Source organism: Akkermansia sp. N21116 (assembly GCF_029854705.2).
GTDB lineage: Bacteria > Verrucomicrobiota > Verrucomicrobiia > Verrucomicrobiales > Akkermansiaceae > Akkermansia.
Genome location: NZ_CP139035.1, coordinates 1,797,384 through 1,809,869, shown reverse-complemented (window position 1 = coordinate 1,809,869; position 12,486 = coordinate 1,797,384). Strand labels below are relative to the sequence as shown.

The following is a 12,486-nucleotide window of genomic DNA, read 5'->3' as shown; positions in this document are numbered from 1 at the left end:
GGTACATCCCCCTCTCCTGCGGAGTCGTAATTACCATAAAATCCCCCACTCAATCAAGCATTTGAATACATTCCTACCCCTCGGGCACTTCATCGGGCAGAAGCCATTTTGCACGATTGACCCGTCGGGATTTCCATGCTACAGACATAGGCATCAGGTGGAATTCTCCATCAAATTTCCAAAGATCATGAAAACTCCTATTACTGTCACAGTAACCGGTGCAGCCGGCCAGATTGCATACTCCCTCCTTTTCCGTATCGGTTCCGGCTCCATGTTCGGGCCCGAGCAGCCCGTCAATCTCCGCCTGTTGGAAATTGAACCGGCCATGAACGCCCTCCAAGGCGTTGTGATGGAACTGCGTGACGCTGCATTCCCCCTCATCAATGATATCGTTGCCACTTGCGATCCCGCCGAAGGCTTCAAGGGAGCCAACTGGTGCATTCTCGTCGGTTCCGTCCCCCGCAAAGCCGGTATGGAACGCAAAGACCTCCTCGGGATTAACGGCAAGGTATTCGTCGGACAAGGCAAGGCTATCGCCGCCAATGCCGCTCCCGATGTCCGGGTGTTCGTCGTAGGCAACCCCTGCAACACCAACTCCCTCATCGCCAAAGCCAGCGCCGCCGGCATCCCCGAAAACCGTTTCTTCGCCATGACCCGTCTTGACGAAAATCGCGCCAAGAGCCAGCTTGCCGACAAGGCCGGAGTTCATGTCACCGACGTCACCAACCTCGCTATCTGGGGTAACCACTCCTCCACCCAGTATCCGGATTTCACCCACGCCAAGATCAACGGCAAGCCCGTCACGGAAGTCATCACCGACACCGAATGGCTCCAGAATGACTTCATCACCACCGTCCAGCAGCGCGGCGCCGCCATCATCAAAGCCCGCGGAGCTTCCTCCGCCGCCTCCGCCGCCTCCGCCGCCGTTGACACCGTTCGCAGCCTCGTCACCCCCACCCCCGAAGGAGACTGGTACTCCGTTGCCGTCTGTTCCGACGGTTCCTACGGTATCGAAAAGGGACTCATGTTCTCCTTCCCGATCCGCACCAAAGCCGACGGTTCCTGGGAAATCGTTCAAGGTCTCAACATCGATGCCTTCTCCAAGGAAAAGATTGCCGCTACCGAAGCCGAACTCAAGGAAGAACGCGACGCCGTTCGCGAACTCGGCATCCTGTAAAAAACACCCTCGTTTTTTCTAATCAATATCTCAAAAGAGGCCTTCCGCTACACAACGGCGGGAAGGCCTCTTTTCTGATGTCGATATGAGATCCAATCTCATTCTTGATAGAAAATGGGGGGTACCCCTTCCTTCTCTTGACCGAAAAAAGGGCATGGCGAGACGAATATTCCCTGCCACGCCCGATTCCTTGCATGTCTATTTCCGTTTCTCCATCAAGGCTCCGCTTGGGGAAGAGAAACTGCCGGAGCGGAAAGAGGCTGGGGGGTACCGGATGAAGCCGGTTCATCGGCCTCCGATGCCGACACTGGCACCACGACCCGAACAGGTTTGTCCGACTCGGCGGGCGCCTGGACCTTCTGTTCCTCCAGTGACGGAGCCGGGACATCCTGAGACGGAGCAGGAGAAACAGCGGGGACCTGAACATCCTGGGACGAAGAGGAAGAATTGGCAGAAACAGTCGCAGGCGGAGTCTGGCTGGCGGATGCAGGAGAATCGGCGCCTCCTTTCTCCTGATTTGCAGCGCCGCCCGCCCCAGTCACAGTCTTCTGCCCGTCAGCAGCAAGGGAAGCCGCCTTTTGTTTCGCTGCTAAAGCCTTAGCCGCCTTCTGGGCATCCCTCTTGACAAAGAAATCCTTACCCAGATCCCCCTTGATCAGTACGCGGGTACCGACCGGGGTCGCATTAAACAACTTCGCCGCAACGAGATCCGGCACACGGATACAACCGTGCGATGCGGGTTTCCCGGGAAGATACCCCTGATGGATGCCCACCGTATCCTTGATCCGCATGAAAAACGGCATCTCGGCCGGAACGAAACGCTGACCTTCGGGAACGGCATGAACACGGATATCGGCGTTGTCATTCATCACCTTACCCGTTTCTTTCGAAACAAACTGCCCATAGCAGGAATGGTGTTCCGAATTCTTGAGAAGCACCTTAAACTCGCCCTCCGGCGTACTCACCGAGTGTTTGCCCGTACTCACAGGAAAATATCCCATCAACTGATCACCTCGATAGAAATATCCCATCTGCTTCTTTTTATCGATCACAATCTCCGGTTCTCCCGGAGCAGAAGGATTATCCTGCCACTTGACCGTATCCCCGGGTATCAAACCGTTGTTGAAAAAACCATCCAACTGATCAAACGGCCGGGGTTTATATGTTTCGCTGCGAATCGTCGTTTCCTTGACATGCGGAGTCACCCAGCTGCAGGAAGAACATGCACATATCAGCAACATGGCGGCAACACATCCTCCAATCGTCCTTTCTCTCGTTTTTCCGTTCATTGGTCTACTCTCTCGTAATGCTCATCCTGAAAACTTCCGGGAACGGATACCCTGCTCCCACATTTCATTAATGATCCTTGCTTTACCGACTCGTGTCAAGAGGAAGTCTTCTTAAGTGACTATATTTCCAACGTTTTACGTCTTACTGAAATTTTCTTTGTTCACAAATGAAAGACACCTTCAGCAACTCACGTATATCAATGAATAGCACCATGATGAAACCGTCATCCAGAAGACATTTCTTACAAATTCTGGGGCTTGCCTCCAGTGCCTTTGCCCTGAGTCCTGCGTCCCATGCCCGAGTCACTTCGACAAGCTCGGCTCCATCCGTAGGACCCGCATCCACCCCCCGGCCAAATGGCTCCATCTACATGGGAGACTTCCGCGCACCCCGACTGGACATCGTCAAAATTGCCTTCATCGGCCTCAGCCGCGGTTTCACCCATCTTGCCAGTTCATGTGCCATCGAAGGAACGGACATTGTCGCCGTATGCGACCTTCACCAGGATCTCGTCGACCATGCCGCCAACCATGTCCGGCAAAAAACCGGCAAAACTCCCCGGCAATACGCACAGGGACCGGAAGCCTACCTCAACATGATGCAGGAGTGCAAACCGGACGCTGTCGTCATCAGCACGGACTGGGCCTCCCACGTTCCCATCGCCTGTAATTGCATGAAGCGAGGCGCCCACACTTTCGTGGAAGTCCCCTTTTCCCCATCCGTTGCTGAACTCTGGCAACTCATCGACACGAGTGAAGCCACGCAAAAGCACTGCATGATGATGGAAAACGTCAACTACGGACGAGAAGAACTCCTGTTCCTCAACATAGTACGCCAGGGACTCATCGGAGAACTCCTGCACGGAGAAGCCGCCTACATCCACAACCTGCGCGACCAACTCCTCCAAACTGACCGGGGAGAAGGATCATGGCGCACCGCCTACATGGAACTGACCAACGGCAACCTCTACCCCACCCACGGACTCGGCCCCGTCGCCCAATACATGAATCTTTCCCGTGGAGAAGACACCTTCAGCCACCTTGTCTCCCTCTCTTCGCCAGCTCGCGGGCGTGCCGAATTCGCCCGAAAAAAACTCCCCCCGGATCACAAATGGAATGCCGGCAAATTCATCTGCGGAGACATGAACAGCACCATCGTCCAAACCGGCCTAGGACGTACCGTCCTCATCCAATGGGACGAAACCACTCCCCGCCCCTATTCCCGTCTCAACCTCATTCAGGGAACTGCAGGCACCCTTGCCGGGTTTCCGACTCGCGTCGCCGGAGAAAAACTCGGATCGGGCAACTATCATGAATGGATCCAGGGTAAAGACATGGATGCCATTTACGAACAATACGAACACCCTCTCTGGAAACGAGTTGGCGACCTGGCTCAAAAAATGGGAGGACACGGCGGCATGGACTTCGTCATGATGTTCCGTATCATCGAATGCCTCCGTCAGGGAGCCCCCATGGATCAAAACGTCTACGAAGGAGCATTCTGGTCTGCCGTCGGCCCTCTATCCGCGCAATCCGTCGAGAACGGAGGCATGCCCGTCCGGTTCCCGGATTTCACGCGAAACGGCTGGAAAACCACAAAACCTCTCGGCATCATATCCTGATCCGGATTCCCGGTCCCGGGATAAATTTCTTTTCCTCATCGTCCCCAAGACGGAAATTACTTCATGTCATCAATATACATCTTATTCAATTCCAATTGCGTATATCTCTTTTTGAGAATCCGGTAAGTATACGATACCGCTACAACAGGTACAAAGCCACAGATAAAAAACGGAAACCATACATGATAAGGTTGTCCCGTCAACAATGCGACACCGCCGGCAAGCAACAACATGACGCCGACAGTGAAAAAAAACTTTGCCGCCCCCAGGACAAAACTTCGCCCCCTGCCTTTGGGAGCAAGTACTCCGGTCATCGTCCCCCAAATTCCACCGAAAAGGCCGATCGACACTCCAAGAATATTGGCAATCAAATGCCCCGTTGTCTCATTGAACCACATATTTTATTCCTTTCTCGTTTTATGTTTATGATATTCATTGATCAGAGACTTGGCTGCCTCCAAACTGATCTTTTCATTCAAAGCTAGCTGCTTGATGTGCATCACGAAAGGATCTCTCATTTCAACTGTGTCTGCCTCTTCGATTTTTTGAATCAACCTATCCAGACGCAACCTCACCGTCGGATATGTAACCCCGTATTGCTGCGCCACAGCCTTCAATGATCCTGAAGACAGAACAAACCGCTTGATGAAGTTCATGTCTTCATTCTCAAGATGCGTGAACCAATCCGACATTATATGCATGAAATCTTCCTTATTTGATTTAATAATGTTAAAATACTATTGAAAATTATTCAAGTCAATATCTATCAATCATCATTCTTTTCCTGACGCCTCGCTCCCTCCACATAGAGGACGACAGAAAATACAATCACTTCGTCGGCTTCTCTCTCACAGAACTTTTTCATACCCACAGCACATTGTTTCTAAAATCCATTATAATGTACTGCACTTTGTACTGCAGTTTACCAAAATGAAAAACCGCAAGCCCTATATTTCAAAGACTTGCGGCATGAAAGGAGTGGTGGAGGCGAGGGGAATCGAACCCCTGTCCTGAATGCCGTTGGTGCTGGCATCTCCATGTTCAGACGCATATTGCTGCAATCTCGCGTCCTCTCCGCCATGCGTCAGCTATGAGGCTCGCCAGTTGCCTGTGGAAATCTCGTGCGCGGCGCGGCAACCCCGCTTTGCACCAGCCTGCTGATTATGACGTCTTCCCACCTAGCAGGCGTTGGTGATCGGACGAGGCCGCGTTAATTAGGCAGCCAGTGCGAGCTCGTTAGAGTCTGCATTTATTTTTTTGATCAGCTTTTTAGAAGGCCAACTGATCAACCTTCACATGCAGCCGGCACCTCAAACTTCCAGTCGAAACCAAGGCGCCCCCACGTTATGTATGTTGAGACAAAAAAACCTGCCCTTTGTTCGAACTTCTTTGTCCGTAAGGCAGGATTCCGTGTCTTCATGGTGCAAATGGCACGCCCGTAGGGATTCGAACCCCAAACCTTCTGATCCGTAGTCAGACGCTCTATCCAATTGAGCTACGGGCGCTTTTATGATTTGCATCATGTACCACCGAAGCGGTGAGAGGAATATACACGGTTCTTGATTTTCGTCAAGCAGTAAACGGAAAAAATTATTAGAAATTCTCATCTTTTTCCTTATTTCCTCCTTGATGGCGCAAGGCGAAGGGGTTTCGACTTCCATGTTTTCCGAGGATATGGCAAATTAGGTGGGACGTATTATGAATGAGTTCCGCGTTCTCCGAGATCCCCTGCTTGCCCTGGAAACCTATTTCGGTTTTTCCGGGTTGCGAGAAGGCCAGGATCAGGTTGTCCAGGCTGTTCTGGAGGGCAAAGATGCCCTGGTCGTGATGCCGACGGGTGGAGGGAAATCCCTTTGCTATCAATTGCCTGCCATCTGCCGGGAAGGAGTAACTCTGGTCGTCAGCCCGTTGATTGCATTGATGAAGGATCAAGTGGATGCCCTGGAGCAAAAAGGGATACCCGCCACCATGATCAACAGTTCCCTCTCCATGCAGGAACAACGGGAACGCCTCCACAAAATGCGGGAAGGACTCTACAAACTGGTGTATGTGGCTCCGGAACGGTTCGGACAACCGGGATTCAGGCGTGCGCTGGCGGAAGTGGAAATCGATCTTGTCGCCATCGACGAAGCCCACTGTCTCTCCCAATGGGGACATGACTTCCGCCCCGATTATTTAAAACTGGGCTACGCCATGAACGAACTGGGTAATCCCCAGCTGCTTGCCCTAACAGCTACGGCTACTCCGAAAGTCCGCGAGGACATCCTTTCCCATCTCCCGATGCACGATCCCGAAGTGATTGTACGCGGGTTCGCTCGCGAAAATCTCCATTTCCACATCACACCCTGCGATACGAACAAGGAGAAATTCAAAAAACTCCACGAAATCGTCCGCACCGGCAAGACGGGTATCGTATATTGCACCACCCGCAAGAAAGTGGAACTCGTCTATGAGGAACTCTGTAACCTTGGAATCAATGCCATTGCCTACCACGCCGGCATGGATGACAATGCCCGGGAGGAGGCTCAGAACAAATTCATATCCAAAGAAGCCGATGTTGCCGTCGCCACCAACGCCTTCGGAATGGGAATCGACCGCGACGACGTCCGTTTCGTCGCCCATTTTGAAATTCCCGGCAGTGTTGAAGCCTACTATCAGGAAGCAGGACGGGCGGGACGTGACGGAGACGATGCCAGTTGCGACCTGCTGTTCAACCACGCCGATCTGAGAACACAGGAATTCTTCATCGAAGGGGCCAACCCCGGATTCGTCTTCATCGTCGACCTGTACGAAATGCTCCGCAAGTTCTGCGACGCCCAAACTCACGAGCTTTTGTGGAGCATGGAGGAAATCGCCACCAAAATGCAGTGCAAGAACGAAATGTCCGTCGGTTCCGCTCTGGCGGCTCTCGCCCGGGCCGGAGCCATCGAACGCTTCGATGTCCCAGGACAACGCATCCGCGGCACGCGTATCCTCCATCCGGAATGGGGTGCCCAGCACATCAATATCGACGCCCAGGCTATTATTGAAAAGGAGAACCGTGACCGCGACAAACTCAAGGCCATGACCTCCTACGCCTACTCCGACGGCTGCCGCCAGCAATGGATTCTCCAATACTTCGGCGAAGGAGACTCCGAACCTTGCGGCCATTGCGACCAATGTGCCGGCATGGACGGCTATACCGCAGAGGAACTGGGGCCGCAGGAGACGGAAATCGTCCGTAAAGCTCTCAGCGGTATCGCCCGGGCATCCTACCGCAACCGGGATGGTCAATGGGAGGGACGCTGGGGCAAGGTGAAGATCATTCAAATGCTCAAGGGCGCCAAAACCCAGGATATTCTCAAAACATCCCTGCCCCGCCTGAGTACCTACGGCATCCTCTCCGACATGACGGAAGACGCCCTCAAACAACTCTTCCAATCACTGAAATTAGCCGGTTACCTCCGCACCTGCGGGGCGGAACGCCCCATGCTCACCATCAGCAAACGAGGCCATGATGCCATGATGGGGCGGGAACCCGTCCGCATGATCTGGCCTCTGGCGCGCAAAACGCCCGCCCGGGTTCTTGCTCCGTCTGTGACCTCTACGCGAGGAGGCCCCACCCGCCCGCGCTTCAACAATGCGCGTCCCGACTTCGGGGTATTCGACGAAGAACTGTTCGGGAAACTCAAGGATCTCCGTCGCGAATTGGCGGAAGAATACCACCTCCGCCCCTACATGGTTTTCCACAACAGCACGTTGGAAGCCCTCGCACGACTCAAACCCACTACGCGCGAAGGAGCTATGAACATCCACGGCATCGGCGCCGGCAAGGCGGACAAATACCTCGACGATTTCCTCGAACTCATCGCAGAGCACGAAGGAGTTTGAACATTCTTTGCAGAACGTTCCTCCTTCGATGAGGCCCTTGGAAAAGCGTACATATCGGTCAGCCCTCCACCCGCTACCGCCATTCTTCCCATCATGCACGGTAATTGGTCTTGCGCTCAAGGAAAAGTCCTGAGAAATTGCGTGTGCTATGCCGGATTTATCCAATATGCCCCAAGGCGAACGCGTCATTGAGATCATGGACACCACCTTGCGCGATGGAGAACAAACATCGGGCACATCCTTTTCCTCGAAGGAAAAGTTGAGTATTGCCCGTCTGCTGGTCAAGGAATTGAACGTCGACCGCCTGGAAATCGCATCCGCCCGCGTCTCTCAGGGAGAGATGGAAGGCGCCCGTGAAATCACCGCCTGGGCAGATAAATTCGGCTGTCTGGATCGCATGGAAATCCTCGGTTTCGTCGACGGCGGCATCTCCCTCGCCTGGATCCTCAACTCCGGTTGCCGCACGGTCAACCTGCTCACAAAAGGTTCCCTGAAACATTGCGAAGGCCAACTGAAGAAAACACCGGAAGAACACTGGGACGACATCCGCCGCAACATCGACATGGCGGAACGCATGGGTATCGCCGTCAACATTTACCTCGAAGACTGGTCCAACGGCATGCTGAATTCACCCGGATACGTCCACGGCATGCTGGAATCCTTGAAGGACAGCCCCATCCGCCGTTTCATGCTGCCGGATACCCTCGGCGTACTCAACCCGTGGAACACCTATGACTTCTGCGCAGAAATCGTAGCCTCCTTCCCCGGATTGCACTTCGACTTTCATCCGCACAACGACTACGACCTGGCCGTCGCCAACGCCGCCGCCGCCGTCAAGGCTGGTATCAGCGGCCTCCATACCACGATCAACGGCTTGGGAGAACGCGCGGGAAATGCTCCTCTCTCCAGCATCCTGCCCGTATTAAAAGATCAACTGCACGTTTCCTGCCGTGCCGTGGAGAAAAAGATTAACCACATCAGCCGCATCGTGGAAAGCTGCTCCGGCATCCGCATCCCTTCCAATAAGCCCGTCATCGGCGCCAACGTATTCACCCAGTGCGCCGGCATCCATGCCGATGGAGACAGCAAAAACAACCTCTACTGCAACGACCTCCTCCCGGAACGTTTCGGCCGCGTCCGCGAATATGCACTCGGAAAACTCTCCGGCAAAGCCAATATCCGTAAAAACCTGGAGGCCCTCTCCATCCAGCTGGACGAAGATTCCATGCGTCGAGTCACGGACAGAATCATCGAACTCGGCGACAAAAAAGAAGTCGTCACCGCCGAAGACCTCCCCTACATCATCGCCGATGTTCTCAAGCAGGATCGCGAGGAAGAACAAGTCCGCATCCTCAACTACAGTCTCTCCCTAGCCCAAGGACTCAAACCCGTCGCCACCATCAAAATCCTCATCAACGGTTGCGAATATCAGGAAACCTCCTCCGGCGACGGTCAGTACAACGCATTCGTCCAGGCCCTCAAACGGATCTACAAAAACCAGCTCAAGCGAGATTTCCCCCGCCTCACCAACTACTCAGTCAATATCCCGCCAGGCGGGAGAACCAACGCCATCGTCCAAACCTTCATCTCATGGGAATACAGGGGAGAAGCCTTCCGCACGCGCGGGCTCGACCCCGATCAAACGGAAGCAGCCATCAAGGCCACCATCAAAATGCTCAACAAGATCGAAACCATGCACTCCGACCGGTCCGGCCTCCAAAACGACTTCCAGTCTCCAGACGATACGCAACCTGCCTACTATTGACAGAGGCGGTTGGGGAAAGTTTCATCATTTCCACCGCTTCAATCCGGTTTCGTCATCCTTGAGGAACATCTTGAAATGTTCCTGCACGGATGGATGATAATTATTATTCATACTTTTCTTGGCTGTCTCCACATCCACATACACAGCCTTATATTTCTTACAAGATTTCTCGAACTCGGATAGATTTTGAGGATAAGGGAAAAATGGAGAATATTGAGGTTTAGAAACATATAAATCCGGACGGATAAATTTGATATAGTCAGGAGCCCATAAGACACAAGATCCGGAGGAAATATCCTGATATTTTAACAAGAAACCATGTTCCATTTTCGCATAGGATGTTCCAGTGCGAACGGATCTGAATAATTGGACAGGATCAATTATAGAACAGATAAAAAACAAAATTACGGCAATTGTATATTTTTTATGATTCACGACAGTATCGCATATATTCCTGCCAGCATTCGTCTTGATAAGGTAAGACAAAACTCCGGATGCGACAAGAATGGTAGCCGGTTGTAAAAGTCTGAAACCTAAAGTATCAAAATACGTTGTAAAACGAGAATAAACGATCAAAGCATAATAGATCAAACCGACACAACAAAAGCACAGGGACAGAACATTTTCTTCGGCAAAACTGATCAATTTCTCATAAGTCACCTTGCGGGATCTCTTTGCAATTTCCCATGCACATAAAAACAAGACTGGCAAGATAATCGCACTGGATGAAATATATAAATTATTCTGGAATTCAGCCAATGTGGAATACAATAGCATTTTAAAAAGAGTAAAAATAGATTCCGGCGCCGGGAATCTCTCCAGCCCTGTCGCATAACCGCACTTCACAACATTGAGTAACATATACCCGAAAGCCAGAATACTCGTCGCTATTGCTGATAGAAAGAGCCCTATGGTTGCTTTGGCATTATTTTTCTTCTTTCCTTTAATATAAATCAAAAACTGTAGCGCAACACCCATCCACAAAACACCGGTAATAAAACATCCGATATAGCGCGATAAAATGACTAGGGAGGCTGATAAAGTCAAAAGAACAAATTTACGTACTTCGAGCGTCCAGCATTCCATAATATCGGAGAAAATAAAACAGAATGATACCAATCCCAGAATAAACGGCTGTTCCGACCATGTTTGAGAAAATATCATTAAAGAAAAAGGAGTTACAAACAAAAGGCAAAAAGCCCATGAAGCATCTCTAAATCTCTTCCAATATAGAAGGAAAATACACCCAAGAATCACGAGAGAAAGAATGACAGATGCAAGTAACACCGGTACCCGGAACAATAATGAGCAGAACGCGATTAAAGCAGGATAACCCACTGGCCACCATGTAAACCAGGAATCGGGATCCCCGGCTGCAAAATCATTGTGCATGCCATGCCCATCAACCAAAGTCTGTGCCTCGCGCAAATATCCGCAAGAATCAGGACTGATTCTATATCCAAATAAATAGGAAAAGGAAACAATGCAAACAACAGCCGCAATAAAAATACTCGTCTGAATGGCAAATCCATTCCTCCGGGCAAAAATATTCTGCCCCATTGGTGCACGATTACAATATCTCCCCTGTAGTATACCTTCAAAAATACTTGCTATGACAATGGCAACAGGTACGGAGCAAGCCCCCAATCCAAGAGAGAAGAGCTTCGAAATTAGCATACGGATTGATATTGAATCTGGAAGCAGGGAAAGCATCCTAATCCCAATCCTACTTCCTTCACCAGCGTTATTCAGAGGTAGGTAAAAAAATCGACCGTATATATCAATACCATACAAACCAGAGCCAATCAAAGCCAGGCATATGATGATCCATAATTCTTTTCTTTCGCCTGAAAAATAGTTCAAAGAATCCTCTACAAAAGACGTCCTATAAACAAAAATAACTCCTATAATAATCCACGGCAAAAATAGGGAATAGGAACTTAGAGGCAAAAATGCAGCCAGAAACGAAAACAAAACAATAGCTTTCGCCTGAAACCCATGTTTTTTCAAATAGTCGAACATAACTAATTATCGGATGATGTCTTTTTTACCCGACCACCTGCGGAAGGTATAATAAAACAGGCACTGCAACGAATTTTTAATCGCATTCTGCGAGACACGCGGTGAAGGAGAAACATAGTGAATCGGAACCTCGATCCAATCACTCTTCCTGAGCAAATAACGTAGTTCCGTCTGATAAAAATGAGCTTTTGATCTGAGAGAATACGAAAGTATTTTACCCATTATAGGGCGAGTAAAAGCTTCATACCCACTCGTCACGTCCCGCATGGGGCATCCTAGCAATACCCGTGCCAGAAACGAACCGAATTTTGACAAAACACGGCGTTTCAAAGGAGAATCGTTCAAAGAGCCTCCATTAATATAACGAGATCCGAACGCACACTGATTCCCTTCCTGCAACGCACGGATAAACGCAGGCAATGCGGCCGGATTATGAGACCCTCCGCCGTCCATTTCTACAATATAATCGTGTCCGGCATGAAACGCCTCCTTGAATCCTCTCAAATAGGCATCCACGACATTACGGTTTTCCGGAGCCCACACATAAACAAACCGGGAATCATCTTGAGCAAGTTGTGAACACAAGTCAGGGGTGGAATCTGTTGAAGCTCGATCAACAACAAGATAAACTTTACCTCCAGGGACATTATCCAAAGTATCCTTAAGAGATTCAATAAATGAGGCAAAACCCTCTTCTTCATTAGCCATGGGAATGGCTATTCCATAATTTGCAGTTTTCAT

General features: G+C 50.9%; 9 protein-coding genes, 1 tRNA gene and 1 other RNA gene. 4 read left to right on the top strand and 7 right to left on the bottom strand.

Annotated features, from left to right (window positions below; genetic code table 11):
- Positions 1-187 precede the first annotated feature (187 nt).
- Positions 188-1,177, top strand: a complete 990-nt coding sequence (locus QET93_RS06970; RefSeq protein WP_280132895.1) for a malate dehydrogenase — start codon at positions 188-190, stop codon at positions 1,175-1,177.
- Between the two features lie 215 nt (positions 1,178-1,392).
- On the opposite strand, the gene QET93_RS06965 is transcribed toward QET93_RS06970, so the two are convergent.
- Positions 1,393-2,466: a L,D-transpeptidase gene (locus QET93_RS06965; protein ID WP_280132896.1), complete on the bottom strand. Its 1,074-nt coding sequence runs from the start codon at positions 2,464-2,466 to the stop codon at positions 1,393-1,395.
- Between the two features lie 212 nt (positions 2,467-2,678).
- Between QET93_RS06965 and QET93_RS06960 the strand changes: the two genes are divergently transcribed.
- Positions 2,679-4,088, top strand: a complete 1,410-nt coding sequence (locus tag QET93_RS06960) for a Gfo/Idh/MocA family oxidoreductase (RefSeq protein WP_280132897.1) — start codon at positions 2,679-2,681, stop codon at positions 4,086-4,088.
- 56 nt (positions 4,089-4,144) lie between these two features.
- On the opposite strand, the gene QET93_RS06955 is transcribed toward QET93_RS06960, so the two are convergent.
- The 4 genes from QET93_RS06955 to QET93_RS06940 all read right to left on the bottom strand — a co-directional run bounded on the left by QET93_RS06955 (position 4,145) and on the right by QET93_RS06940 (position 5,593).
- Positions 4,145-4,459: a hypothetical protein gene (locus QET93_RS06955; RefSeq protein ID WP_322189918.1), complete on the bottom strand. Its 315-nt coding sequence runs from the start codon at positions 4,457-4,459 to the stop codon at positions 4,145-4,147.
- A 30-nt stretch (positions 4,460-4,489) separates the two neighbouring features.
- Positions 4,490-4,789, bottom strand: a complete 300-nt coding sequence (locus tag QET93_RS06950) for a DUF2089 family protein (RefSeq protein WP_345783059.1) — start codon at positions 4,787-4,789, stop codon at positions 4,490-4,492.
- Positions 4,790-5,067: 278 nt separating this feature from the next.
- Positions 5,068-5,429: a transfer-messenger RNA gene (gene ssrA, locus QET93_RS06945) on the bottom strand.
- A gap of 87 nt (positions 5,430-5,516) precedes the next feature.
- A tRNA-Arg gene (locus QET93_RS06940) sits at positions 5,517-5,593 on the bottom strand.
- A gap of 193 nt (positions 5,594-5,786) precedes the next feature.
- Here QET93_RS06940 and QET93_RS06935 point away from each other — a divergent pair.
- Positions 5,787-7,958, top strand: a complete 2,172-nt coding sequence (locus QET93_RS06935) for a RecQ family ATP-dependent DNA helicase (protein WP_280132899.1) — start codon at positions 5,787-5,789, stop codon at positions 7,956-7,958.
- Positions 7,959-8,154: 196 nt separating this feature from the next.
- Positions 8,155-9,723, top strand: coding sequence for an alpha-isopropylmalate synthase regulatory domain-containing protein (locus tag QET93_RS06930; protein WP_345786077.1), 1,569 nt, complete (start codon positions 8,155-8,157; stop codon positions 9,721-9,723).
- A gap of 24 nt (positions 9,724-9,747) precedes the next feature.
- On the opposite strand, the gene QET93_RS06925 is transcribed toward QET93_RS06930, so the two are convergent.
- A complete protein-coding gene (locus QET93_RS06925; RefSeq protein WP_280132901.1) occupies positions 9,748-11,745 on the bottom strand; it encodes a hypothetical protein in 1,998 nt (665 codons plus the stop codon).
- A gap of 6 nt (positions 11,746-11,751) precedes the next feature.
- Positions 11,752-12,486 (bottom strand): glycosyltransferase, encoded by a 735-nt coding sequence (locus tag QET93_RS06920; protein ID WP_280132902.1) that lies wholly within the window; start codon positions 12,484-12,486, stop codon positions 11,752-11,754.

Excerpts from the sequence above, each read along its gene's own strand:
- QET93_RS06970 (WP_280132895.1), top strand. The coding sequence starts at position 188 with ATGAAAACTCCTATTACTGTCACAGTAACCGGTGCAGCCGGCCAGATT.
- QET93_RS06965 (WP_280132896.1), bottom strand. The coding sequence starts at position 2,466 with ATGAACGGAAAAACGAGAGAAAGGACGATTGGAGGATGTGTTGCCGCC.
- QET93_RS06960 (WP_280132897.1), top strand. The coding sequence starts at position 2,679 with ATGATGAAACCGTCATCCAGAAGACATTTCTTACAAATTCTGGGGCTT.
- QET93_RS06950 (WP_345783059.1), bottom strand. The coding sequence starts at position 4,789 with ATGCATATAATGTCGGATTGGTTCACGCATCTTGAGAATGAAGACATG.
- QET93_RS06935 (WP_280132899.1), top strand. The coding sequence starts at position 5,787 with ATGAATGAGTTCCGCGTTCTCCGAGATCCCCTGCTTGCCCTGGAAACC.
- QET93_RS06930 (WP_345786077.1), top strand. The coding sequence starts at position 8,155 with ATGGACACCACCTTGCGCGATGGAGAACAAACATCGGGCACATCCTTT.
- QET93_RS06925 (WP_280132901.1), bottom strand. The coding sequence starts at position 11,745 with ATGTTCGACTATTTGAAAAAACATGGGTTTCAGGCGAAAGCTATTGTT.
- QET93_RS06920 (WP_280132902.1), bottom strand. The coding sequence starts at position 12,486 with ATGAAAACTGCAAATTATGGAATAGCCATTCCCATGGCTAATGAAGAA.